This is a genomic window from Niveispirillum fermenti, assembly GCF_052474395.1.
This window is the reverse complement of the sequence record NZ_CP156680.1, coordinates 213,195-235,916: the sequence shown is the minus strand read 5'-3', so window position 1 is coordinate 235,916 and position 22,722 is coordinate 213,195. Positions and strand designations below refer to the sequence as shown.

The 22,722-nt window shown below is 67.4% G+C and carries 22 protein-coding genes; 16 read left to right on the top strand and 6 right to left on the bottom strand.

Annotated elements, in window-relative coordinates; translation table 11 throughout:
- The first annotated feature begins 109 nt into the window (after window positions 1-109).
- From ABC728_RS10995 to ABC728_RS10980, 4 genes are all read left to right on the top strand, one after another.
- Entirely contained in the window at window positions 110-1,279 is a 1,170-nt protein-coding gene (locus ABC728_RS10995; RefSeq protein ID WP_416621618.1) for a Rieske 2Fe-2S domain-containing protein, read from the top strand.
- A gap of 258 nt (window positions 1,280-1,537) precedes the next feature.
- A complete protein-coding gene (locus ABC728_RS10990) occupies window positions 1,538-2,359 on the top strand; it encodes an alpha/beta fold hydrolase (protein ID WP_416621619.1) in 822 nt (273 codons plus the stop codon).
- Between the two features lie 27 nt (window positions 2,360-2,386).
- The gene (locus tag ABC728_RS10985) at window positions 2,387-2,632 is read left to right on the top strand and encodes a hypothetical protein (protein WP_445376423.1); all 246 of its coding nucleotides are present in this window, start codon (window positions 2,387-2,389) and stop codon (window positions 2,630-2,632) included.
- 4 nt (window positions 2,633-2,636) lie between these two features.
- Entirely contained in the window at window positions 2,637-3,476 is an 840-nt protein-coding gene (locus ABC728_RS10980; RefSeq protein ID WP_416621621.1) for a DODA-type extradiol aromatic ring-opening family dioxygenase, read from the top strand.
- Window positions 3,477-3,761: 285 nt separating this feature from the next.
- Here ABC728_RS10980 and ABC728_RS10975 read toward each other — a convergent pair whose 3' ends face one another.
- The gene (locus tag ABC728_RS10975) at window positions 3,762-4,535 is read right to left on the bottom strand and encodes a ferredoxin--NADP reductase (protein ID WP_416621622.1); all 774 of its coding nucleotides are present in this window, start codon (window positions 4,533-4,535) and stop codon (window positions 3,762-3,764) included.
- Between the two features lie 339 nt (window positions 4,536-4,874).
- Between ABC728_RS10975 and cysG the strand changes: the two genes are divergently transcribed.
- From cysG to ABC728_RS10930, 9 genes are all read left to right on the top strand, one after another.
- The gene (cysG, locus tag ABC728_RS10970; protein WP_416621623.1) at window positions 4,875-6,281 is read left to right on the top strand and encodes a siroheme synthase CysG; all 1,407 of its coding nucleotides are present in this window, start codon (window positions 4,875-4,877) and stop codon (window positions 6,279-6,281) included.
- A gap of 15 nt (window positions 6,282-6,296) precedes the next feature.
- Window positions 6,297-6,617, top strand: coding sequence for a DUF2849 domain-containing protein (locus tag ABC728_RS10965; protein ID WP_416621624.1), 321 nt, complete (start codon window positions 6,297-6,299; stop codon window positions 6,615-6,617).
- A gap of 60 nt (window positions 6,618-6,677) precedes the next feature.
- A complete protein-coding gene (locus ABC728_RS10960) occupies window positions 6,678-8,393 on the top strand; it encodes a nitrite/sulfite reductase (RefSeq protein WP_416621625.1) in 1,716 nt (571 codons plus the stop codon).
- Window positions 8,380-8,889 (top strand): DUF934 domain-containing protein, encoded by a 510-nt coding sequence (locus ABC728_RS10955; protein WP_416621626.1) that lies wholly within the window; start codon window positions 8,380-8,382, stop codon window positions 8,887-8,889. Before ABC728_RS10960 ends, ABC728_RS10955 begins: the two co-directional genes overlap by 14 nt.
- Window positions 8,886-9,614, top strand: a complete 729-nt coding sequence (locus ABC728_RS10950; RefSeq protein WP_416621627.1) for a phosphoadenylyl-sulfate reductase — start codon at window positions 8,886-8,888, stop codon at window positions 9,612-9,614. The genes ABC728_RS10955 and ABC728_RS10950 overlap by 4 nt, the downstream gene beginning before the upstream one ends.
- Window positions 9,614-10,429 carry a sulfate adenylyltransferase subunit CysD gene (cysD, locus tag ABC728_RS10945; RefSeq protein ID WP_416621628.1) on the top strand — a complete coding sequence of 272 codons (816 nt, stop codon included), beginning with the start codon at window positions 9,614-9,616 and terminating at the stop codon, window positions 10,427-10,429. The genes ABC728_RS10950 and cysD overlap by 1 nt, the downstream gene beginning before the upstream one ends.
- Before the next feature lie 18 nt (window positions 10,430-10,447).
- Window positions 10,448-12,403, top strand: coding sequence for an adenylyl-sulfate kinase (cysC, locus tag ABC728_RS10940; RefSeq protein WP_416621629.1), 1,956 nt, complete (start codon window positions 10,448-10,450; stop codon window positions 12,401-12,403).
- 223 nt (window positions 12,404-12,626) lie between these two features.
- A complete protein-coding gene (locus ABC728_RS10935) occupies window positions 12,627-13,433 on the top strand; it encodes an aspartate dehydrogenase (protein ID WP_416621630.1) in 807 nt (268 codons plus the stop codon).
- Window positions 13,434-13,497: 64 nt separating this feature from the next.
- Window positions 13,498-14,238, top strand: a complete 741-nt coding sequence (locus ABC728_RS10930) for a GntR family transcriptional regulator (RefSeq protein ID WP_416621631.1) — start codon at window positions 13,498-13,500, stop codon at window positions 14,236-14,238.
- 203 nt (window positions 14,239-14,441) lie between these two features.
- On the opposite strand, the gene ABC728_RS10925 is transcribed toward ABC728_RS10930, so the two are convergent.
- The 4 genes from ABC728_RS10925 to ABC728_RS10910 form a co-directional block, all read right to left on the bottom strand.
- Complete coding sequence (locus ABC728_RS10925) at window positions 14,442-15,098, bottom strand: exopolysaccharide biosynthesis protein (protein WP_445376454.1); 657 nt, start codon at window positions 15,096-15,098, stop codon at window positions 14,442-14,444.
- A 206-nt stretch (window positions 15,099-15,304) separates the two neighbouring features.
- Entirely contained in the window at window positions 15,305-15,868 is a 564-nt protein-coding gene (locus ABC728_RS10920; RefSeq protein WP_416621633.1) for a DUF2076 domain-containing protein, read from the bottom strand.
- 198 nt (window positions 15,869-16,066) lie between these two features.
- Window positions 16,067-17,677, bottom strand: coding sequence for an FAD-dependent oxidoreductase (locus ABC728_RS10915; protein ID WP_416621634.1), 1,611 nt, complete (start codon window positions 17,675-17,677; stop codon window positions 16,067-16,069).
- A gap of 182 nt (window positions 17,678-17,859) precedes the next feature.
- Entirely contained in the window at window positions 17,860-18,552 is a 693-nt protein-coding gene (locus tag ABC728_RS10910; protein ID WP_416621635.1) for a GntR family transcriptional regulator, read from the bottom strand.
- Window positions 18,553-18,788: 236 nt separating this feature from the next.
- On the opposite strand from ABC728_RS10910, the gene ABC728_RS10905 reads away from it, so the two are divergent.
- The 3 genes from ABC728_RS10905 to ABC728_RS10895 all read left to right on the top strand — a co-directional run bounded on the left by ABC728_RS10905 (window position 18,789) and on the right by ABC728_RS10895 (window position 22,116).
- A complete protein-coding gene (locus ABC728_RS10905) occupies window positions 18,789-19,604 on the top strand; it encodes a TauD/TfdA dioxygenase family protein (protein WP_416621636.1) in 816 nt (271 codons plus the stop codon).
- Window positions 19,605-20,069: 465 nt separating this feature from the next.
- The gene (locus ABC728_RS10900) at window positions 20,070-20,861 is read left to right on the top strand and encodes a DUF4198 domain-containing protein (protein WP_416621637.1); all 792 of its coding nucleotides are present in this window, start codon (window positions 20,070-20,072) and stop codon (window positions 20,859-20,861) included.
- 145 nt (window positions 20,862-21,006) lie between these two features.
- On the top strand, window positions 21,007-22,116 hold the full coding sequence (locus ABC728_RS10895) for a hypothetical protein (protein ID WP_416621638.1): 1,110 nt from the start codon (window positions 21,007-21,009) through the stop codon (window positions 22,114-22,116).
- A gap of 57 nt (window positions 22,117-22,173) precedes the next feature.
- On the opposite strand, the gene ABC728_RS10890 is transcribed toward ABC728_RS10895, so the two are convergent.
- Window positions 22,174-22,698 (bottom strand): cupin domain-containing protein, encoded by a 525-nt coding sequence (locus ABC728_RS10890; protein WP_416621639.1) that lies wholly within the window; start codon window positions 22,696-22,698, stop codon window positions 22,174-22,176.
- Window positions 22,699-22,722 lie beyond the last annotated feature (24 nt).

Sequence of the window (22,722 nt, the reverse complement as noted above, 5' to 3'; positions counted from 1 at the left end):
TACAATCATATAGCATGAGCCAAGATGGAAGACGGAAAACCGATTGCATGTTGCAAACCCGATTTTTTGTCATACAATCATACAAGATTGACACAGGGACGCAGGTATCATGGACGAGCAGAACCTTGTAAACCCGGACGTGGTGAAGGCCGTCGGCGATTGGGGCGGCTATGTGGAAGCCAAGATGGGCTTCCGGAACCACTGGTATCCGGTCCGTTTCTCCAAGGAGATCGACGAGGGCCAGATCGAGATCGTCAAGGTGCTGGGCGAGCAGCTTCTGCTGAAGCGGATCGACGGCAAGGTCTATGCGATCCGCGACCGCTGCCTGCATCGCGGCGTGCCGCTGTCGCGCAAGCCCGACTGCTATACCAAGGACACGATCACCTGCTGGTATCACGGCTATACCTACCGGTTCCAGACGGGCGAGCTGGTAAACATCCTGGCCGTGCCGGACAGCCGGCTGATCGGCCGGCGCAAGATCGTCTCCTACCCGGTGGAGGAGGCCAAGGGCCTGGTCTTCGTGTTCGTGGGCGACACGGACGAGGACAATCCCCCGCCGCCGCTGGCCCAGGATGTGCCGCCCGGCTTCCTGGATGAGGATGTGATGGTGCTGGGCAAGCACCGGGTCGTCAATTCCAACTGGCGGCTGGGGGCTGAAAACGGGTTCGACAGCCTGCACATCTTCATCCACAAGGATACGACCCTGCGCCATTACCGGCATTTCAACTTCCCCATCGGCCACACACCCCTGCCGGGTGCCGTGGAACTGGTGCAGGATGCGGACGGCCCCAAGGGCGTGATCGATGATTTCGCCCAGCACCATCCGGTGTGGGAAGGCGTGATCGACGGGCGCGTCGTGGTGCGCGGCCCCCGCACCCCCAATGTTTCCGGCACGTCGGCGTCGGTCGGCACGTCGATCTGGCTGCCGGGCGTGCTGAAGGTGGCGGAATTTCCGGGGCCCGGCCTGACGCAGTTCGAATGGTACGTGCCGATGGACGACAAGACACATCTTTATGTCCAGACCATCGGTTGCCCCGTGGCCAGCGAGGAGGACCGGAACACCTTCGCCGGAGAATTCGAATCCGTCTGGAAGCCCCACGGGCTGGACGGGTTCAACGGTGACGACATCTGGGCGCGCGAGGTGACGGAGCCCTTCTATGCCGATGATTTCGGCTGGGTGGATGAAATGCTGTGCGAGCCGGACGTGACCATCCTGGAATGGCGCCGCCTGGCATCCCGCCACGGCCGCGCCATCCAGACCCCGGCGCATCTGCGCTGAGGGTGGGGGGCGGTGCGGCCCCTTGCCTTCACTTCCCTCTCACTCCCGTCATTCCCGCGAAAGCGGGGATCCAGCGCAGAGCGGCGTCAGCCGCGACAGGGGTCATATCGGCGCTGACCGCGCCTCACGCTGGCTTCCCGCTTTCGCGGGAATGACGGTGGAAGGTGCGGGGGATGATTGTGGAGGGGCGTTGCCGGTTGGAATGAAATGTTGAAAGGGGCGACGTCGTGTGCCCCTCCCCCCCAAAGGATCACCCCCATGACCATCACTTCCCACTTCATCGACGCGGACGGCATCCGCACCCATTACCTGGAATCCGGGACCGGCCCCGTGCTGGTGCTGGTGCATGGCGGCGGGGCCGGGGCGGATAGCTGGGGCAACTGGAAGGAATGCATCCCGCATTTTGCCAAGCGCTTCCGCGTCATCGCGCCGGACATGGTCGGGTTCGGCCGGACCGACAAGCCGTCGCCGGATGAGTATCAATATGACCAGCCGGGCCGTGGCCGCCATCTGCTGGCCTTTCTGAAGGCCATGGGCATCGACAAGGCGGCCCTGGTCGGCAATTCCATGGGCGGCGCCACGGCCATTTCGGTCACCCTGGCCGATCCGGACCGCGTGTCGAAGCTGGTCCTGATGGGCAGCGCCGGGCTGCCGATCCCGGAAAAGCCGTCGGCCCACCTGCTGCACAATCTGAACTATGATTTCACGCTGGACGGCATGCGCCGCGTCATCGGCGGGCTGACGGCGCCGGGCTTCGTGCCGTCGGACGAAATGGTGCAGTACCGCTACGACATTGTCGACCCGCCGGCGGCGCGCGCCGCCCTGGCCGCCATCAATGGCTGGACCCGCAAGGGCACGCTGAACTTCGCCGAGGATGATCTGCGCACCATCAAGCATCCGGTGCTGGTGGTCAATGGCAAGCAGGATGGCGTTTCCACCCTGCCCCGCGCCTATCGGTTCCTGGAACTGTTCGAGAATAGCTGGGGCTATATCGTGCCCAATTGCGGCCATTGGGCCATGATCGAGGCGCGGGAGGATTTCTGCGCCGCGGTGGACCATTTCCTGGATCTGGGGGTGTGAGATGCCGGCCCGCGAAGCCCCCCCGGCGTGCATGAGCTGATCGAGCATCTGATCCGCTCCCCCGCCGACCGGCCGCTGGTGAAAGCCGGGCCGGAGCCCCTGTTCGACCGGTTCGCCATCGCCGAGCCCGTGCGCACGGTGCTGCGCGGCGGCGGGCGGGACGAGCTGGCCGCACTCGGCATCCATCCCAACATGGTGGTGAAATGGCTGATCTGGTCGGGACGGCCGACCATGCCCTTCTTCGCCATCAGCCATTATTTCGACCGGAGGTGAGGCCATGGGCAGGATCGTCGGCGCCTATGCCATGTCGCACGTTCTGGGCACGCCCGAGGGGCTAGCCGAGCCGTCCGAGCGGGTGTTCCAGGGGATGCGGGAGATCGGGGCGCGCCTGCGCGCCGCGGACCCCGATCTGATCATCGTGCTGACCAGCGACCATCTGAACAATTTCGAGATCCGGGCGCCCAAGCCGCTGGCCATCGGCACGGCCGACAGCTTCACCCCCTATGGCGACATGGGCCTGCCGACCGTGCCGTTCCGGGGCAATGCCACGGTGGCGCAGGGCCTGCTGCGCGCCGCGCGCGCCGCCGGCATCGGGCTGGAAACGGCGGACGTGAAGCCCGACCATGGCATGATGATCCCGCTGGGGATCGTCGATCCCACCCATGCGATCCGGTCCTTCCCGCTTTATATCAACACCGTCTGCGACCCGGCCCCCACCCCGGCGGAATGCTGGAGCCTGGGGGGCGTGCTGCGCCGCTATGTGGAAGACGCGCTGCCCCGCGATTTCCGCGTCGCCCTGCTGGCCGGCGGCGGCCTGTCCCACTGGCTGGGCGTGCCGGAGGAAGGGCGGGTCAATGTCGAATGGGACCTCTGGGTCATGGAAAGGCTGAACAGCGGACACGGCGCCGAACTGGCCGGCCTGACCAACGACGCCATCCTGCGCGATGGCGGCAATGGCGGGCTGGAGGTCAATGCCTGGATCGCCCTGGCCGGCGCCGTGCCGGGGGCCCGCGGCGAAACCATCTTCTATGAGGCGATCCCCGCCTGGGCCAGCGGCATGGCCGGCATCGCGCTCGACCCCGCGACGGCAACGGGGGATCATACTATTTTGCGGTGACCAGAACCTGTTGGTTCTGATCACCGTCCTCAATCGCTGGCGCCCACATGCGTGGGCGTGCGCCGGCGCCAACATCCGTTGGCTTGGCTGCGCCGCACGAGCGGTGCTGTGGCCGTCGCCGCCGGACCAACTGGCGATGAGTTCTACTCATAGTTGGTATCAGACCCGTCCGGATTGATCAGAACCCCTCATCCTGATCCGTGCGGCCGCACAGACGAACGGCCCGGCCTTCCCATCGGGAAAGCCGGGCCGCTGCGTTTGTCATGCCCCCGTCCGGGGGCGGCATCACTTCTCCACGAAGGCCTTTTCGATGACATAGTTGCCGGGCGTGTGGCCGGCGCCTTCGGTGAAACCGCGTTCCTTCAGCAATGCCACGGTCTCGGCCAGCACGTCGGGGCCGCCGCAGATCATCGCCACGTCGGTGGCCGGGTCCAGCGGGGCGGCCTTGATATCCTCGAACAGCTTGTGGTTCCGGATCAGGTCGGTGATGCGGCCCTGGTTGCGGAACGGTTCGCGCGTAACGGTGGGGTAATAGGTCAGCTTGGCCTGCACATCCTCGCCGATGAACTCATCCCCCGGCAGGTCGTTTGTGATGAAATCATGATAGGCCAGCTCGCCCACCGTGCGGCAGGTATGGGTCAGGATCAGCCGGTCATATTTGGCATAGACCTCGGGATCGCGGATGATGCTCATGAACGGGGCCAGGCCCGTGCCGGTGGAGAACATGTAGAGATTGCGGGCCGGCACCAGGCTGCTGGTCACCAGCGTGCCCACCGACTTGCGCCCATAGATCACGCTGTCCCCCACCTGCACATGCTGCAGGCGGCTGGTCAGCGGGCCGTTGGGCACCTTGATGGACAGGAATTCCAGATGTTCCTGATAATTCGGGCTGACGATGGAATAGGCGCGCGTCAGCGGCTTGCCATCCACCATCAGGCCGATCATCACGAAATGGCCGTTTTCGAACCGGAAGGACGGGTCGCGCGTGCAGGTGAAGCTGAACAGGGTGTCGGTCCAGTGATGGACGGACAGCACCTTGCCCTCGATAAACGCGCTCATGTTCGATACCCTTCGTCACTGTTGGCAGGAACGGAGTCCCCGCCATGACTCCGTAACGCAACGACAGCTAATGTACATGGCCGGACCGTTCAACGACCTATTTCACATGCCTGTGCGCCTCATGTGCATGGCTGCCGTGAACACCCCCCATATCCCCCATTAAGGGATGATTCAGACTTGCCCTCATGTCATTGATATATATCAAAGTTTCTGGAAGTGCGAAATTCCTATATTTTACCTAGGAATAATGGAGAAATAATATTTCACCTCGACATCCTCCGCTACAGGGGCCAAACCTGTCCCTATTCCGCAGGTGCGGTATGGGTTTGGAGCGACGAGATGGCGTTGCGTGGATTTCCGGTGACGCTGCCCCTGGAAGGGCAGAAGGTTCTGGTGACGGGCGGGGGCGAGCCGGCGCTGCGCAAGGCGCGGCTGGTCGCCAGGGCCGGCTGTCGCCTGACCGTCGTGGCGCCGGTGATCCATCCCGATCTGGCCGCCCTGGCCGCGCAATGCCATTACCGGGATTTCACGGCGGCCGACGTGGAAAACCACCGGCTGGTCTTCGCGGCCGGTGACGACCCGGCGGCCGACGAAGCGGTGTCGGCCGCGGCGCGGGCGGCCGGCGTGCTGGTGAACGTGCCCGACCGGCCCGCCCTTTCCGATTTCATCATGCCGGCGATCATCGACCGGGAGCCCATCACCATCGCCATTTCCAGCGGTGGGGCCAGCCCCGTGCTGGTGCGCCGCCTGCGCGAGCGGCTGGAAGCGGCGCTGGAACCGGGGCTGGGCCGGCTGGCGCTGCTGCTGGACGGGTTCCGCGGCGCGGTGAAGGCCGTGCGGGCCGGGGAAACGGCGCGCCGCCGCTTCTGGGAAGCGGTGGTCGACGGCCCCGTGGCCCGCGACTTCCTGGCCGGCCGGGAAAAGGCGGCGCGCGAGGGGCTGCTGGCCGCCGTCAACAACCCCGCCTATGGCCAGCAGGCGGGGGGCCGGGTGGCCCTGGTCGGCGCCGGTCCGGGCGATCCGGACCTGCTGACCCTGCGCGCGCTGCGCGTGCTGCAGGACGCCGATGTGGTGGTGCATGACAAGCTGGTGGACGAGCGGATCATGGATTATGTCCGCCGTGATGCCCGCCGCCATTATGTCGGCAAGTCCAAGTCCCACCACACGATGAGCCAGCAGGCCATCAACCAGCTTCTGGTGGCGGAGGCCGCGGCCGGCCACCGTGTCGTGCGGCTGAAGGGCGGGGACCCGTTCCTGTTCGGCCGCGGCGGGGAAGAGGTGCAGGCCCTGCGCGCCGCCGGCATCCCGGTGGAGGTGGTGCCCGGCATCACGGCCGCCCTGGGCTGCGGCGCCTCCACCACGATCCCGGTCACGCACCGCGACCATGCCAATGGCGTCACCTTCGTGACGGGCCATGGCAAGGACGGGGAACCGGACCTGGACTGGGCCGCGCTGGCCCGGCTGCGCCATACGCTGGTCGTCTATATGGGCCTGACGGCGGTGGACAGCATCGCCGCCCGCCTGATGGAAGCCGGCATGCCGGCCGACATGCCGGCCGCCCTGGTGGAAAAGGGCACGCGGCCCGACCAGAAGCTGGTCACCGGCACGCTGGACACGCTGGGGCCGCTGGCGCGGGCCCACGGGCTGAAGGGCCCGGCCATCATCATCATCGGCGAGGTCGTCCGTCTGGCCGATCCCGCCCTTATCACCACGCTGGTGCCCGCACACCTGCGTGAAGCCGTCTGACAGGGAAAGCGTATCATGTTGGTCAAAGCCAGGGGCACCCTGCAATCCGTCAGTGCCAGCCGTCTGCGTGACGGCGAGGCCGTATGGCTGGGCGCCGGCAATGCCTGGGTCGAGCGGGTCGCCGATGCCGCCGTGTTCGAGGGCGAGGCCATCGCCGGGGCGCTGGCCTTCGCCCGGACGGAAGAGAAGGCGCAGGTCGTGGTCGATGTCTATCCGCTGGATGTCGAGGTCACGCCCGACGGGACCCGCCCCACGCATCTGCGCGAACGGCTGAAGGCCATCGGCCCCACCGTGCGCCGCGACCTTGGCAAACAGGCCCGCCCGGACCCGCGCTGAGCCCGGCACCCGCCAGACCCCCGACCGATCGTTCCAGCAGGAAGAACAGGCCCGACCCCCATGCCTGACACGCACAGCCCCGCCCCGCGCAGCAACCAGCCCGCCGACGCGCACGCCGCCGTCTACCGCTATGACGAATATGACAAGACCTTCATCTTCGAGCGGGTGGAGCAGTTCCGGACCCAGGTGGAACGCCGCCTGAAGGGCGAGCTGACGGAGGAGGAGTTCAAGCCCATCCGGCTGATGAACGGCCTCTATCTCCAGCTTCACGCCTACATGCTGCGGGTCGCCGTGCCCTATGGCATGCTGTCTTCCACCCAGGTGCGGCGGCTGGCCCGCATCGCGCGCGTCTATGACAAGGGCTACGGCCATTTCACGACGCGCCAGAACATCCAGTTCAACTGGCCCCGGCTGGAGGATGTGCCCGCCATCCTGCATGAACTGGCCGAAGTGGACATGCACGCCATCCAGACCAGCGGCAACTGCATCCGCAACGTGACGACGGACCAGTTCTGCGGTGCGGCGGCGGATGAGCTGGTGGACCCCCGCGTCTATGCCGAGATCCTGCGCCAATGGTCCACGGCGCATCCGGAATTCACCTATCTGCCGCGCAAGTTCAAGATCGCCATCACGGGCAGCCCCGACGACCGGGCCGCCGTGCAGGTGCATGATATCGGCCTGATCGCCCGCCGGGACGACCAGGGCCGCACGGGCTTCACCGTCTATGTCGGCGGCGGGCTGGGGCGCACCCCCTATCTGGGCGTCAAGGCGCGCGATTTCGTGCCGGTGGAAGAGATCATCGGCTATCTGGAAGCCGTGCTGCGCACCTACAACCAGCTTGGCCGCCGCGACAATATCTACAAGGCCCGCATCAAGATCACCGTGAACGAGATGGGGCCGGAGAAGTTCATCGGCCTGATCGAAGAGGAATATGCCCGGCTGCCGCGGCAGAAATTCCATGTCGATCCGGCCATCGTGGATGCCATCCGCACGCATTTCGCGCCACCGCCCTTCGCCGACCTGCCGGCGGTGTCCGACGGGTTCGAGGCCGCGAGGCAGGCCGATCCGGCCTTTGCCCGCTGGGTACGCAACAACCTGCACCCGCACCGCCAGCCCGGCTATGCCATCGCCACCATCTCGCTGAAGCCCATCGGCGGCATCCCCGGCGATATCGAGGCGGACCAGATGGAAACGGTGGCCGACCTGGCCGACCTTTACAGTTTCGGCGAGGTGCGCGTGACGCACGAGCAGAACCTGGTGCTGGCCCATGTCCGGCAGGATGACCTGTACGCCCTGTGGCAGGGGCTGGAGAAGGCGGGGCTGGGCACGGCCAATGCCGGCCTGATTTCCGACATCATCGCCTGTCCGGGGCTGGATTATTGCGCGCTGGCCAACACGCGGTCCATCCCCATCGCCCAGCAGATTTCCGAGCGGTTCGCCGACCTGGACCGGCAGCACGACCTGGGGGCGCTGAAGATCAAGATCAGCGGCTGCATCAATGCCTGCGGCCACCACCATGTCGGCCATATCGGCATCCTGGGCGTGGACAAGAAGGGCGAGGAGTTCTTCCAGATCCTGCTGGGCGGCAATGCCGGCACCAACGCCGCCCTGGGCGAGATCGTGGGGCCGGGCTTCGGCTATGACGAGATCGTGGACGCCGTGGAAACGGTCGTGAACACCTTTGTCAGCCTGCGCCGGCCCGGCGAGATTTTCATCGACACGCTGGCCCGCACCGGCCATGCGCCGTTCAAGGAGGCCCTCTATGCCCGTGCTTGACCGCGGCCTGCCCATCGACGACCGCTGGACCGATCTGGCGGACGACCAGCCCCTGCCCGCCGACGGCGCCGTCATCGTGTCGCTGGAACGCTGGCGGACCGACCGCGAGGCGCTGACCTCCCGCGGGGCCGCCGTGGGCGTGCGGCTGAAATCATCCCAGCTTGCCACGGAAATCGCCGGCGACCTGGGGTCGCTGTCGCTGGTGGCGCTGGAACTGCCGAAATTCCGTGATGGCCGGGCCTTTTCCGCCGCCCGCGAACTGCGCGAGCGGTTCGGCTACAAGGGCGAGATCCGCGCCTTCGGCCATATCATCCCCGACCAGTACCTGTTCCTGACCCGCGTGGGCGTGGACACGGTGGTGGTGCCGGAGGACAAGGCCGGCCCGGCCTGGGCCCAGGCGCTGAAGGAGATGTCGATCGCCTATCAGCCGGCCCTGGAACCGGACGCCCCCGTCTCCCTGCTGCGCCGCCATCTGAAGGGGCGGGTGCCGGCATGAACAAGGCGCTGCTGACCCGGGCGCGCGAACTGACCGCGCGCTATGGCAACCTGGAAGGGGCCGACCTGCTGCGGCCGCTGGCCGGGACGGAGTTCAAGGACAAGCTGGCGCTGGTCTCGTCCTTTGGCACGGAAAGCGCTGTGCTGCTGCATATGGTGGCCCAGGCCGATCCCGGCCTGCCCGTGCTGTTCGTGAACACCCGCAAGCTGTTCGGGGAGACGCTGCGCTATCGCCGCATGCTGGTGGAACGGCTGGGCCTGACCGGCGTGCGCGAATTGTCGCCGGCCGCCGAGGCGGAAACGGCGCACGACCCCGACGGCATCCTGTGGCGCCGCGACGCCACCGCCTGCTGCGATTTCCGCAAGGTCCGCGTGCTGGATGCGGGGCTGGCGCCCTTCAGCGCCTGGATCACGGGGCGCAAGCGCTATCAGGCGACGACGCGCATCGAACTGCCCCTGTTCGAGGCGGGCAGCGACGGGCGCATCAAGATCAACCCGCTGGCCAATTACACCCGGGCCGACGTGGAAGCCTATCTGGACCGGCACGACCTGCCGCGGCACCCGCTGGAGGAGGATGGCTATCTTTCCATCGGCTGCATGCCCTGTACGGACCGCGTGGCGCCGGGCGAGGATATCAGAGCCGGCCGCTGGCGCGGCCAGGACAAGACGGAATGCGGAATCCACCTGCCGCTTCCTTCATCAACGAACCTGGTGGGAGCCTCCTGATGAGCAGCACCGATCAACATCTCGACCATCTGGACCAGTTGGAAGCCCAGAGCATCTACATCCTGCGCGAGGCGCGCGTGCGCCTGAAGCGCCTGGGCCTGCTCTGGTCGCTGGGCAAGGACAGCAACGTCCTGATCTGGCTGTGCCGCAAGGCGTTCATGGGGGAGCTGCCCTTCCCCGTGGCGCATCTGGATACCGGCCTGGAATTCCCCGAAAGCTATGAATTCCGTGACCGGTACAGCCAGGAATGGGGCCTGAACCTGATCAAGGATGAATGCCCCCCCATCGAGATGACGGACCCGACCCTGCCGCCCGGCACGCGCATCGCGGCCCGCAAGTCGCTGGGCCTGGCCGCCGCGCTGGAGAAATACCAGTTCGACGGGCTGATCACCGGCATCCGCCGCGACGAGCAGGCGACCCGCGCCAAGGAGCGCGTTTTCAGCCCGCGCGGCCTGGACGGCGCCTGGCAGGCCGCCCACCAGCCGCCCGAATTCTGGGACCAGTATACGATCGAGCGTGCGCCCGGCACCCATACCCGCGTGCATCCGCTGCTGGCCTGGACCGAGGTGGATGTGTGGCGCTATATCAAGCGGGAGGAAATCCCGCTGGTGCCGCTTTATTTCGCCCGCGACGGCAAGCGGTTCCGCTCGCTGGGGGAAATCGGCATCACCTTCCCCGTCGACAGCAATGCCAGCACCATCGACGAGATCATCGACGAGCTGGAGAGCACCCGGACGCCCGAGCGCGCCGGCCGGTCCATGGACCATGAGGCCGAAGATGCGTTCGAACGGCTGCGTGCCGGTGGCTATCTCTAAGGATCGGATATAAAGATCATGGCGAATGTCGCTTTGCGGGCCGGCAAACCGTCGGCCCCGACGCCCTCCCCTGCTGTCACCAACACCAATGGCAATGGTCTGACCGTGAAGAAGGCCCCGCTGGCGCCCTATCCCATCGTCATCGTCGGCCATGTCGATCATGGCAAGTCGACCCTGATCGGCCGCCTGCTGCACGACACGGACAGCCTGCCGGAAGGCCGGCTGGACGAGTTGAGGAAAGTGTCCGAGCAGCGCGGCCTGCATATGGAATGGTCCTTCCTGCTGGACGCCCTGCAGGTGGAGCGTGACCAGGGCATCACGCTGGACACGACGCGCATCTGGTTCAAGACGGCCAAGCGCCCCTATGTCATCATCGATGCGCCGGGCCACCGCGAATTTCTCCGCAACATGGTGACGGGGGCCGCATCCGCCGATGCCGCCGTCCTGGTCACCGACGCGGAGCGCGGCATTTCCGAACAGACGCGCCGGCATGCCTATCTGCTGTCGCTGCTGGGCGTGCGCAAGGTGATCGTGGCCGTCAACAAGATGGACCTGGTCGGCCATGCCGAGGAAGCCTGGAAGGGCGTGGCCGGCGATGTCAGCGACTATCTGGAAAAGCTGGGGATCGAGCCGCTCTACGTCATCCCGCTGTCGGCCCGGCATGGCGACAATATCGCCGGCCGCAGCGACAAGATGGGCTGGTATCGCGGCCCGACGCTGCTGGAGGCGCTGGACCTGCTGAGCCTGCCGGGCGCCCATACCGAAACGCTGCTGCGCCTGCCCATCCAGGATGTGTACCGCCGCGGCGACACGCGCCTGGCCGTGGGCCGGATCGAAACGGGCCGCCTGCGCGTGGGCGACAAGGTGGAGATCGCCCCCACCGGCCAGCCCGCCACGGTGGCCGGCATCGATGCCGGCAAGGGCCAGGTGAAGGAGGCGCGCGCCGGCCAGTCCGTGGCCGTCAACTTCATCGAGGATGCCGCCCTGGCCCGTGGCCAGATCATCGCCCCCGCCGGCCAGATGCCGCATATCGCCATGTCGGTGCGCGTGCGTGCCTTCTGGCTGGACCCGGAAAGCCTGACGGCCGGCAGCCGCATCACCCTGCGCCTGGGCACGGCCGAACATTCCGTCGTGGTCGACCGGTTCGAACGGCTGGTCGATGTGCAGAACCTGACCGACGGCGCGGGCGAGGAACTGGGCCAGGGCGGGATCGCGGAGCTGGTGCTGCGCGCCGCGTCGCCCATCGCCTTCGACCCGCATGCCGACCTGCCCATCACGGGCCGCGCCGGTCTGGCGCGGGGTGGGCGCATCGTCGGCGGCTGCGTGATCCTGGGCACGGCACAGCCGTCCAGTGTGACCGGACCGGTCACGGCCGTCACCAGTTCCGTGGACCGCACGGCGTTCGAGGCGCGCAACGGCCATCGCGGCGGCGTGGTCTGGCTGACGGGCCTGTCGGGTGCCGGCAAGTCCACCTTGTCCATGGGCACGCAGCGCCGGCTGTTCGATGATGGGTGGCGCGTGGCCGTGCTGGATGGCGACAACCTGCGCAAGGGCCTGAACAAGGACCTGGGCTTCAGCCCGGCCGAACGGCTGGAAAATGTCCGCCGCGTGGCGGAGGTGGCGAAGCTGATGGCGGAAACCGGCACCGTCGTGCTGGTCAGCCTGATCTCCCCCACCGTGGAACTGCGCGACCTGGCCCGCTCCATCGTGGGCGACGGGTTCAACGAGGTCTGGGTGAAGGCCGACGTCGCCACCTGTGCGGCCCGCGACCCCAAGGGCCTCTATGCCGCGGCCCAGGCCGGGAAGATCCAGCAATTCACCGGCGTGTCCGCGCCGTTTGAAACGCCGGTGAACCCCGAACTGGTGCTGGACACATCCGAAATGGACATCCCCACCAGCTCGGAAGTCCTGATCGCCCATATCCGCCGTCACCTGGCCCTGTCCCAGGCCGACGGGCACGCGGTCGGCATCTGATACTGCTTTGCATTGATCAGACCCTATGGTCCTGATCAATGCATCCCTCATGCGCCGGGCGCCGCCATCCGGCGCCTTCGGGCCTGCGCCTGAAGCCCCCCTTCCCCTCGGGAGGGGGGCTTTTGCGTTCTGCCGGCGGCGTGTGGCCGGCAACAACAGGCTTTCCCCTTTTCCCAGTATATAATATTGTCCGACAATCATACTTTTAAACGGAGAATGCCGCATGTCGGGCAGCCGGACTTTCGCCATGATCGGGTACGGGGCCATCGGGGCCGAGATCGCCGCCACGCTGGACCGGATCGGGGAGGCGGACAGCCTAGTGGCCACCCTGGTCCGGCCGGGCCGGGAGGCACCGGCCGCGGTGGCGGATGCCGATGCCCTGCTGGCTGCCCGGCCCGGCATCGTGCTGGAATGCGCCGGGCATGGGGCCGTGGCCGAATACGGGCCGGCCGTGCTGCGCGCCGGCATCGATCTGGTCATCTCCTCCGTCGGGGCGCTGGCCGATCCGGTGCTGGCCGGGCGGCTGCGCGAGGCTGAACAGGCCGGCGGCGGCCGGGCCCTGTTGCCGGCCGGGGCGATTGCCGGGCTGGACGGGCTGGTGGCAGCGCGGCTGATGGGGATCAGTCAGGCGACCTACACCTCCTACAAGCCGCCACATGCCTGGCGCGGCACGGCGGCGGAAAAGGTGCTGGACCTGGACCATGCGGAGCCCGAGCGCACCTTCTTTCAGGGCAGCGCGCGTGAGGCGGCGCTGGCCTATCCCAAGAATGCCAATGTCTCCGTCGCCGTGTCGCTGGCCGGGATCGGGCTGGACCGCACGCGGGTGCGGCTGGTATCGTCCCGCCATGTCACCGACCCGCTGGGGGTGATCGAGGCGGAAGGCGAATTCGGCCTGTTCCGGTTCGACATCCTGGCCCGCGCCTCGGCCGACAATCCCAAGACCTCGGCCCTGACGGCCTATTCCCTGCTGCAATGCGCCCGGCTGGGCAACGGGCTGCCGATATCACGGCTGTTGTCTGATCTCATATGATATTCGTTCTCAACGCCGGCCGCGGAACTATGGTAAAAGACCCCTGGCAGTCGTGTAACAAATCATGTCAGAGGCGTACCCCGTGGACTACAGCGACCTGAAGATCATCGACAATCCCATGCTGGTCCGCGATCACGCGCTGGACCGGCTGCGCACGGCCATCAGCACGGGGCTTTATCCGCCCGGCACGCGGCTGGTCGAACGCGAATTGTGCGAGGCGCTGGGGATCAGCCGGACATCGGTGCGCGAGGCGCTGCGCCAGCTTCAGTCGGAAAGCCTGATCGAGGTGGGCAAGCGCCGCAACATCGCGGTGGCCATCGTCACGGCCCAGGACGCGCACGACATCTACACCGTGCGGGAAATGCTGGAAACCGACGCCGTGCGCCGTCTGGTCGACCGCAACGACCCGGAAACGGTGAAGCGCCTGACCCGCATCCACAAGGACCTGCAGAAGGCGCTGAACAAGGGCAATGTCCAGCAACTGGCCGCCATGGCCGGCACCTTCTATGAAACCATCCTGCAGGGCTGCGGCAGCAAGGTGATCCACGACGTGGCCCGCCCGCTGCTGGCGCGGGTCAATTACCTGCGCCTGCGGTCGATGGGGGAACCGGGCCGGCTGGAACAGGGCATCCAGGAATGGGACCGGCTGATGGAGGCCATCCAGGCCGGCAATGCCGATGCCGCCGTGGCCGCCATGCGCGACCATCTGATCAATTCCCGCAAGGCCATCGTTGCCAAGCTGGAAGCAGAGAACGGGACCGCCACAGCCGCCGACGCCCCCCCGCGGCGCGGCAGTGCCGCCTGATATCTTATACTATTTTGCGGTGATCAGGACCTGTTGGCTCTGATCACCGCCCAATCGCCGGCGCCCACATGCGTGGGCATGCGCCGGCGCCCACATCCGTGGGCATGCGCCAGCGCCAACATCCGTTGGCTTGGCTGCGCCGCACGAGCGGCGCGGCGGCAGTCGCCGGCCGGGCAGCAAGTTGCCGGCGGGGACCGGTGGGATCAGTCGAAGGCGTGGGCCATGATGAACAGGGCGCTTTTGATCAGCGCGTAAAGCACGCCCCAGACCAGCCCGACCGACAGGATCGCGGCCAGCAGGCCGGCCAGGATCCACACGCCGTCGCGTTCCAGGATGCCCAGCGAGAAAAGGCAGATGGCCAGCGCCGGCATCATGTTGCCCAGCGGGATGGGCAGGAACAGGATGACGGCCAGCAGGAAGCAGAACAGCCCCACCAGATATTCCGCCGGGGGCCGGGACAGCACACCCAGCCGGGGCCGCAGCAGCCGTTCCGCCTTGGCCAGCCAGGGCGCCGTGCGCGTCACCAGGGCCGCGAAATCGGCCCGCGCGATGGACCGGTCGGCAATGACCCGGGGCAGCCAGGGCGAACGGCCCAGCGCCAGTTGTGCCGCCAGGAAGATCAGCGGCGCGCCCAGCACGGCCGACGTGCCGGGCGGCGTCGGCAGCACGTTGGGCAGCGCGAAGATGAACAGCAGCGCGCCCAGGGCGCGGTCCTTCATGATGGCCAGAAGGTCCTTGATCGCGATCCGCTCGCGGCTTTCATCCCCGGCAATGGCCCGCAGGATGTCGGACAGCCTTTGCTGCGGGGCGGCGCCACCCGTGGCGGTCCTGGACGGGTGGTCGGTTTCTGCGGTGGCCATCATCTCGCTTGAGTTTGGGGTGGTCGGGGGACGGCGGGGGATCGGGGGGATGATACAACCTTTGCCGCCCGGATTCCGCTGTCTGGCTTGTGTGGAACCGGCCCCGGACGGAATTGGTTTTCCAGTGTGGCATGCCCGCCGCGTTTGCCGGCCGGCATCAAGGGGGCGGACGAACGGCCCGGCGGTGGGGACGCCGGGCCGCCGGATCAGAATTCCATCTCGTCGCTGCCGAAATCGAAGCCGCCATCATCCATGCCGGGATCGTCCGCCGGGGCGTCGTCCGCCGGGGCGTCGGCGGCCTGGGCGTCGCCCGCGAACATGCTGCCCACGGCATTGGCCAGCAGCACGCCGCCCGCCACGCCCATGGCGGTCTGCGCCGCACCGGCCAGGAAGCCGCCGCCGCGGCCGGGCTGCTGCTGCATGCCCGGCTGCATGCCCGGCGGCATCCGTCCGCCGGGGGCCGCGGCACGCGGGGCCGGCGGCGGGGTGGCGGGACGGCTGGCACCGCCGCCGAACAGGCTGGCCAGGAAACCGCCGGCCGGGCGCTGCTGCGCCTGCTGCTCCAGCGCCTCGATCCGGCGCTGGGCATCCTGCATGGCGTATTCCTGCATGATGACGGTCTGCGCCATGTAATAGGCGGCACCCGGCTGGCTGGCCAATTGCCGCGCGATGAAGGCTTCCGCCTCGGCGTCGCGGGGGCTGCCCTGCTGCTCAAACGATCCCAGGCGGTGGAACAGGCCCTCGATGGCCTGCCGGTCCTGCTGATCCATGGTCTTTTCACTCCGTTGTTATCTGCCGGGGCGGCCTGCCTGCCGCCGTCGCGCCTGCGGCGCCCCCTGGAGATAAGGTGGCGCGGGCCGGTATGTAAGGGGAAATGGTGTCGCGGGGGGCACGCGCCGCAACCGGGGCCGGCTTTTCTGCCTTGTTGCCCCCTGACGGCTGCGTGCGCGCCCCCGGCTCCCTTCGCGTCAGGCGCTGTGCGCCAGCCGCCCCTGCAGGTGGTCACCCAGCCGCAGGCTGAGCGCCACGATGGTCAGTGTCGGGTTCGCCCAGCCGGAGGTGGGGAACACCGAACTGCCGGCCACGAAAAGATTCTCCTTGCCCCACACCTTGCAATCGGCGTCCACGACGCCGGTGCCGGGGCTGTCGGACATGCGGGTGGTGCCGATATGGTGGTGGCCGCCCTGCAGGATATCGTGATGATCGCCCGCGCCGGCCACGGTGGGCCAGCCGTCGCCGCCATCATGCAGCCATTCGTCGATCTCCACCCGGCCCAGGCCCGTGCGCGCCAGTTCCCGGCCCACCACCTCGGTCACGGCCTTGGCCGACAGCTTGTCCAGCGGCGACAGGCGCCAGTCCAGGTCGGCCCGGCGCTTGCCCAGCGGATCGCGCCGGGGCGACAGGCGGACCCGGCTTTCCGGGTTGGGCGCCTGCTCGCCGCGCACCAGCAGGTAAAGGGCCTTGGGCCGGGCGATGGGCGCGCGGCGGCGGACATAGCGCCGGGCCAGGTTGGCCGGCAGCGACGGCAGCACGGGCAAGAGGCGCAGCAGGTTGCGCCCCGCCCCCTCGGGCCAGAGCTGGCCGCGCTTCCAGGCGGCGTTCAATTCGGTCGCCGCCTCCGTCACCCCCGGCCAGGACCGGTAATAGAGCGCGATGGAACTGTTCAGCACGCCCATGTTCGCCTGTGTATCCTCCGACAGGACCAGGCTGGGGCACAGCGGCGGCAGCCCGCGCGGATAGGTGGTGCGCAGCCGTTCCAGCAGCCCGATCGGATCGGGGCTGTGGACGCGCGCCGTGCGGCATTTGGGATGTTCCATGAAGAAACGGCCGACCAGGTCATGGCCATTGCCCACGCCCGCCGTTTCCACATCGTCGGATGCCAGCATCAGGCGCGCATTCTCGATTCCGCCGGCGGCCAGCACGTAATGGCGGGCCGTCACGCGGTGGCCCGTGCCGTCCGGGGTGGCCAGGGCCAGCCCCGTGACGCTGCGCGTGTCACCGGCCAGACGGATGCCCGTCACGGTGCCGTGCAGCAGCACCTGCACCCGCGCGCTGGCCTCCAGCTCCTGGCGGAAGGCCTCGCCGAAGCGCTGGGCGTTCAGGCGCCAGAAACGGGTCTGCACGTGATGCGGGTCGAAGCCGGGATCTTCCAGCCCCGCTTCCCGCCACAGGTCGGTATAGACGGCGTCGCCCACGCCGCAGAACACCGACGCTTCCCTGTAGCCGGCGGCCAGATCCTCGCGCGTGATGGGCCAGCCGCTGTGCGGCACCCAGTTGCGGCGGCGGAAATCGATGGGGTCCAGCGGCACGCAGCGCCCCGACCAGGTGGCCGTCGTCCCGCCCAGCACGCGATTGCGCGTGACATCCAGGGAATAATAGGGAAGGCCCGTATTATCGCCCTCGTTGAAGGCCTGCAGTTCCGCCTCCAGCGCGGTGCCGCCGCTTTCGATCAGGCAGACATGGGTACCGGCACGGGCCAGCCGCAGGGCCAGCGCGATGCCGGCGGCACCCGCGCCGACAATGGCCACGTCGGCCGTGTATTCCTGGGGGGCCGGATTGTTCAGAAGATCGATCAGCATGGGCGGGGATGTCCGCTGGGGGTGGCGCATACAGGTCGTTTACGCGCCAGCCCCCGCCCTATTCCCCGTCCGGCAATTCATTCGCGGGGATGCAGCCCTGCGCACAGGGGCCCTTGAAACGGGGCGCACCCGTGCCCAGGCCGGGCCCGGCCACCCTCATCCCTCACCCCTCATCCTCTCCCCTACCGCTCCCCCGACCCGTCCGCATCGGCCGGGCCGGGACCGGCAGCCGCGAAATACCGGTCCAGCGACCCCAGGAAATCACCCATCGCCGCTTCTGCCGCATCCGGGTCGCGGTTCTGGATGGCGGCCAGCAGCCGTTCATCGCAGGACAGCGTGATGGCGCGGTTTTCCGGCGACTGGTGGATCTGGTTGCGCATCATCTGGAACACATCATCGACCATGCCGGCGCAGCGGCCCAGCAGCAGGTTGCGGCACATGGCGCGCACCATGGCACGGAACTGGTTGTGCGCCTCGATGAATACCTTGGCGCGGCCCGTCTCATGGGCCGTGCGGGCGCGGTTGAAGATGCGGGCCAGGGCCTTCACCTCGTCCGCCGTGGCGTCGGTGGCGGCGTGGCGGACAAGCCGGCAATCCAGCAGCCGCCGCACCTCCAGCCGGTCCACGACATCCTTTTGCGTATCCAGCGGCACGATATAGCCGCGGTCATGCGGGGCCAGCAGCCCTTCGCGCGACAATTGCAGCAACGCCTCGCGCACGGGCGTGCGCGACACGCCATAGCGGGTCGCCAGGTCCAGTTCCACCAGACGCTGGCCGGGCTTGAGCTGTTCACCCTGAAGCTCGTCGCGGATCTGGGCATAGACCTGATCGCGCAACCGCGTGCCCTGACCGATGATGCGGCTGCCACGGACCATTCTCGTCCCACTCCCCTGCAAATCCCGCCGAAACGGCACCCTTATAGACCGCCGCCCCCATTGTGCGTACCGCCTTGTCGGAAAGTCACACGGGATCAGGGCGATAAGATGCTTTTCATTGCATACAGTATGCCGTATGATCCGTTCACAAGCCGCACAAATCCAATGTGTTCCTGCGGTTTGTGCCGCGCAAACCGGAATGTATGACAAAATAGAACCCGGCAAGGAGAAGTGAATTGGCCTATGAAACGATCACCGCGGCACCCTTGACGCCGCGAATCGGCGCGGTGATTTCCGGCATCGACCTGACCCGGCCGCTCAGCGACATCCAGGTCCGCGACCTGAAGCAGGCGCTGGCCGACCATCAGGTGATCTTCTTCCGCGACCAGCGGCTGGACCCGGCCTCGCTGAAGCGCGTCGGCCAGCATTTCGGGCCGTTGCAGGCCCATGCGCTGAAGGGCCTGCCCGACCATCCGGAGGTGCGCAAGCTGCACGCGGACGAGACGTCTAAGCATGTGGCGGGCGAGGAATGGCACTCGGACATGACCTGCGCCAAGGTGCCGCCCATGGGCAGCATCCTTTACATGCACACCCTGCCCCCGCTGGGTGGCGACACGGTGTTCGCCAGCATGTATGCCGCCTATGACGCCCTGTCGGACCGGATGAAGACCTATCTGGAAGGGCTGACGGCCACCCATGACGGCAAGCTGGCCTTCGGCCGCTTCGACCCGACGGGGACGTTCCCGGTGGCCGTGCATCCCGTCATCCGCACCCATCCGGTGACGGGGCGCAAGGTGATCTTCGTGAACCGCGGCTTCACCTCGCACATCAACGAGCTGTCCAAGCCGGAGAGCGAGGCCATCCTTCAGTTCCTGTACCGCCATTGCGAGGACAATTATTTCCAGGTCCGCTTCCGCTGGGAACCGCATTCGGTCGCCTTCTGGGACAATCGCTGCACCCAGCACCTGGCCATCTGGGACTATTACCCCCAGGTCCGGTCCGGCTTCCGCGTCCAGGTGGAGGACACCGCCGTCACGGGCGAGGCCGCGTAATGCCAGCGGCCGAAAATCTTGACCGATGGTCAAGGTTTTCGGCACCACGAAGCGCCGGGCGCCGCCATCCGGCGGCGTGGGCTTGCGGCGCATGGGCGCCGGGCCGGCAGTCGCCGGCCTATACCAGGGGCATGAGTCATAAATTCATGCCCCTGGCATGATACTGCTTTGCGGTGATCAGAACCTGTTGGCTCTGATCACCGCCCTCAGCGAAATGCCGGCGCCAACATCCGGTGGCTTGGCGACGCCGCACGAGCGGCGCGGCGGCCAGACCCTGTCCGTCACACCGCCGTCACCCATGCTGCGGCCGGGGTGACGGGAGAGAGCTGAAAAGGCCCTCCTGTCGCGGCACGGCGAAGCTGTGCAGCCCGGCGGCGCCATGATTTTCCCCGTTGCGCCTGATCTGATATTGATAATCACTATTAATATCATATGATGGCGCGCTTTCAAGCCAACGGGAGAGACATGATGCGCGCAACCCTGGCCGCCGCGGCGGCGCTGACGATGCTTGTGGGGCTGGCCGGCCCGGCCCTGGCCCATACGGCTTACATGAAGCCCAACTATTTCACGACGCCCCAGCGCGGGCATGTGACGGTGGAAGCCTCCTTCGCGGAGGAATTCTTCGTGCCCGACTTCGTGATGAAGGCCGATGACTACCATGTCGTCACCCCGGCGGGGACAAAGGTGAAGCTGTCATCGGTCACCTATCTGCGGGATCTGGCCCTGTTCGAGGTGGACCTGCCGGAGAACGGCACCTACCGCATCTCCACCGGCGTGCGCGAGGGGGCAAAGCGCCCGATGGCGCTGGTGAATGGCCAGTGGCAGCCCGTGCGCGAGCGCGACGGCGCGCCCGCCGGCGCCCGCGTGGCCGAAGCGCAGAGCATCACCCGCGCCGATGTCTATGTCAGCAAGGGTCCCGCCAGCGACACCGCACTGGCCCCCACGGGCGCGGGGCTGGAGATCCAGCCGCTGGCCCATCCCAACCGGCTGGATGCCGGCGGCACGCTGCCCGTGCGCCTGCTGCTGGACGGCAAGCCGGTGGCCGGCGCCACGATCAGCCTGCACGGCCCCGGCCTGCCGGACGAGGAGGACGAGAAGGCCGTGGCCGTGACCACCGACGCCGACGGCCGGGCCGGCATCGCCCTGCCGCAGGCCGGCGGCTTCGTATTGCTGGCCCGCCACCGGGTGGAGGTGGCCGGCGGCCCCGTGGCCGTGAAAAGCCATTCCGTCACGCTGACCGTCAACGTGGAGGGCTGATACCGGATCCCGGTGAGAGCAACTCACCGGGATCCCGTACGGCGGCGACCGCCGCCGCGCCGCCCATGGGCGCGACATTCGGCATATACCGGCCGGCCATCCCTTTCTGCTATAGGTTGGGAAGTCCGGGGCGAGAGATGTGGCGATGTTGACGGGAACGGGCGGCCTGCTGCGGCTGCTGAACAGCGGGGATGCCAGGGGGACCGCCGTCGTTGTGGACCTGCGGGAGGTGCCCTATGCCGAAAACCCGCTGTTCCGGCAATCCATCGTCGACCTGCTGGACCGGTTCGCCAGGCAGTACCACCCCGAAGTGATCGATGTCGGCCGCTTTACCCAGGTCTTCCTGTTCGAACAGGGGGATGCCGCGCCGTTCGTGGCCAAGCTGCGGGCCGTGGCGGCCGATTTCGCCGACCAGCATATGGGCGCGCCGCGCTTCACCATCTATCACCTGCCGCGGGAGGTGCCGCAACTGACCGCGCAATTGCGGCGCGTGGAACCCGAACAGGCGGCGGACCAGCCGCCCCCGGCCCTGACCCCGCTGGAACAGCAGCAACTGGCCGGGGTCCACAAGCTGGCCGTCTATGAACAGGTGCTGTCGGGGGCCGATGTGTCGGCGCTGGTGCGGGAATCGCCCGTCTGGCGTCAGGGAACGGATGCAGCCTGGTCGCTGGAATTTTCCGAGGTCACGGTGGCCATCGACCATCTGGAACGCGCCGTGGGCACGCCGCTGCGCCGCGACCCCTGGCTGTTGCAGCAGATCACCCCCATCCTGGACCGGCGCATCATCCGGCATTTCCAGCATGAACAGTCACGGCTCTACACACCGCACAGCGTGAACCTGCGCTGGCAGACCGTGGTGGACGGGGTCTTTCAGGAATTCGTGCGCGAGCTGACCTATGACCACCGGCGCAACCTGATCGTGGAAATCTCCGCCATCGATCCCGACCTGACGGAGAACGGGCTGGGCGAGGCGGTGGACGTGCTGCGCCTGTGGGATTGCCGCGTCGCCATCGACCATCTGTCCCTGCGCCATGCCGATGCCGGCTATCTGCCGCTGGCCGCGGTGGATTATCTGAAACTGGATATCGGCGGCCTGACGCTGGACGCGGACGGCAATGCCCCGCCCCTGCCCGGCTGGATGCAGGATTTCGGCGCCGACCGCATCGTGGCCATCCATCCGCGCGACCAGCGCCTGCTGTCGGCCTGCCTGGGCATCGGCCTGCGGCTGGTGGAATGCCGCGACCGGCCGGGTTGACGCGGGCCGTTCCCCCCGGCCACGGGCCGGGGAACCCGTCCACCCCGGCCGACTGCATCAGCCCAGATGCGCCTCGCGCCGGTCGAACAGCGACTGGTCGGCGAAGCCGGCGACATCGGGCCGGCCCCGCCCCAGCACGACCTGCAGGTAGCAGGGTTCGTCGGTATCGTTCTGATAGCCGTGGATGACCCCGGCGGGGCAGGAGATCATCTCCCACGGGCCCAGTTCACGCGACACGCGGGTGCCGGCCTCATCCTCGACAAAGACCGTGCAGCGGCCCTGCAGGATGAAGAACACCTCCTCCACCTCGTGCGTGTGGGGGGCGTTGCCCTGGCCGGGCGGCACCAGCATGATGGACAGCGTGAAATTATAGGCCGGCACGATGCCGGCATCATTGTGCTTGCCCGAGGCGCCGGCCCCGATGAACCGGTGCTGGGCGCGGTGATAGCCCTCGATATGGGCGTCGGAAAAGGCGTTCCAGTCGGGCACGCGGTCGCCGAAGCGGGCCACGAACCTGTCCATGATCTCTTCCAGCGAGGCGTTTTCCAGCTCGGGCGGGCGCGGATGGCGGGCGGTGCCCATGGGGTCTCTCCTGTGTCTTCATGA

Coding starts and splice junctions, on each gene's coding strand:
- cysC (WP_416621629.1), top strand. CDS start 10,448: ATGGCGAATGTCGCTTTGCGGGCCGGCAAACCGTCGGCCCCGACGCCC.
- ABC728_RS10900 (WP_416621637.1), top strand. CDS start 20,070: ATGATGCGCGCAACCCTGGCCGCCGCGGCGGCGCTGACGATGCTTGTG.
- ABC728_RS10975 (WP_416621622.1), bottom strand. CDS start 4,535: ATGAGCGCGTTTATCGAGGGCAAGGTGCTGTCCGTCCATCACTGGACC.
- ABC728_RS10920 (WP_416621633.1), bottom strand. CDS start 15,868: ATGGATCAGCAGGACCGGCAGGCCATCGAGGGCCTGTTCCACCGCCTG.
- ABC728_RS10990 (WP_416621619.1), top strand. CDS start 1,538: ATGACCATCACTTCCCACTTCATCGACGCGGACGGCATCCGCACCCAT.
- ABC728_RS10950 (WP_416621627.1), top strand. CDS start 8,886: ATGAACAAGGCGCTGCTGACCCGGGCGCGCGAACTGACCGCGCGCTAT.
- ABC728_RS10925 (WP_445376454.1), bottom strand. CDS start 15,098: ATGGCCACCGCAGAAACCGACCACCCGTCCAGGACCGCCACGGGTGGC.
- ABC728_RS10995 (WP_416621618.1), top strand. CDS start 110: ATGGACGAGCAGAACCTTGTAAACCCGGACGTGGTGAAGGCCGTCGGC.
- ABC728_RS10895 (WP_416621638.1), top strand. CDS start 21,007: ATGTTGACGGGAACGGGCGGCCTGCTGCGGCTGCTGAACAGCGGGGAT.
- cysD (WP_416621628.1), top strand. CDS start 9,614: ATGAGCAGCACCGATCAACATCTCGACCATCTGGACCAGTTGGAAGCC.
- ABC728_RS10935 (WP_416621630.1), top strand. CDS start 12,627: ATGTCGGGCAGCCGGACTTTCGCCATGATCGGGTACGGGGCCATCGGG.
- ABC728_RS10980 (WP_416621621.1), top strand. CDS start 2,637: ATGGGCAGGATCGTCGGCGCCTATGCCATGTCGCACGTTCTGGGCACG.
- ABC728_RS10910 (WP_416621635.1), bottom strand. CDS start 18,552: ATGGTCCGTGGCAGCCGCATCATCGGTCAGGGCACGCGGTTGCGCGAT.
- ABC728_RS10890 (WP_416621639.1), bottom strand. CDS start 22,698: ATGGGCACCGCCCGCCATCCGCGCCCGCCCGAGCTGGAAAACGCCTCG.
- ABC728_RS10960 (WP_416621625.1), top strand. CDS start 6,678: ATGCCTGACACGCACAGCCCCGCCCCGCGCAGCAACCAGCCCGCCGAC.
- ABC728_RS10955 (WP_416621626.1), top strand. CDS start 8,380: ATGCCCGTGCTTGACCGCGGCCTGCCCATCGACGACCGCTGGACCGAT.
- ABC728_RS10930 (WP_416621631.1), top strand. CDS start 13,498: ATGTCAGAGGCGTACCCCGTGGACTACAGCGACCTGAAGATCATCGAC.
- ABC728_RS10965 (WP_416621624.1), top strand. CDS start 6,297: ATGTTGGTCAAAGCCAGGGGCACCCTGCAATCCGTCAGTGCCAGCCGT.
- cysG (WP_416621623.1), top strand. CDS start 4,875: ATGGCGTTGCGTGGATTTCCGGTGACGCTGCCCCTGGAAGGGCAGAAG.
- ABC728_RS10915 (WP_416621634.1), bottom strand. CDS start 17,677: ATGCTGATCGATCTTCTGAACAATCCGGCCCCCCAGGAATACACGGCC.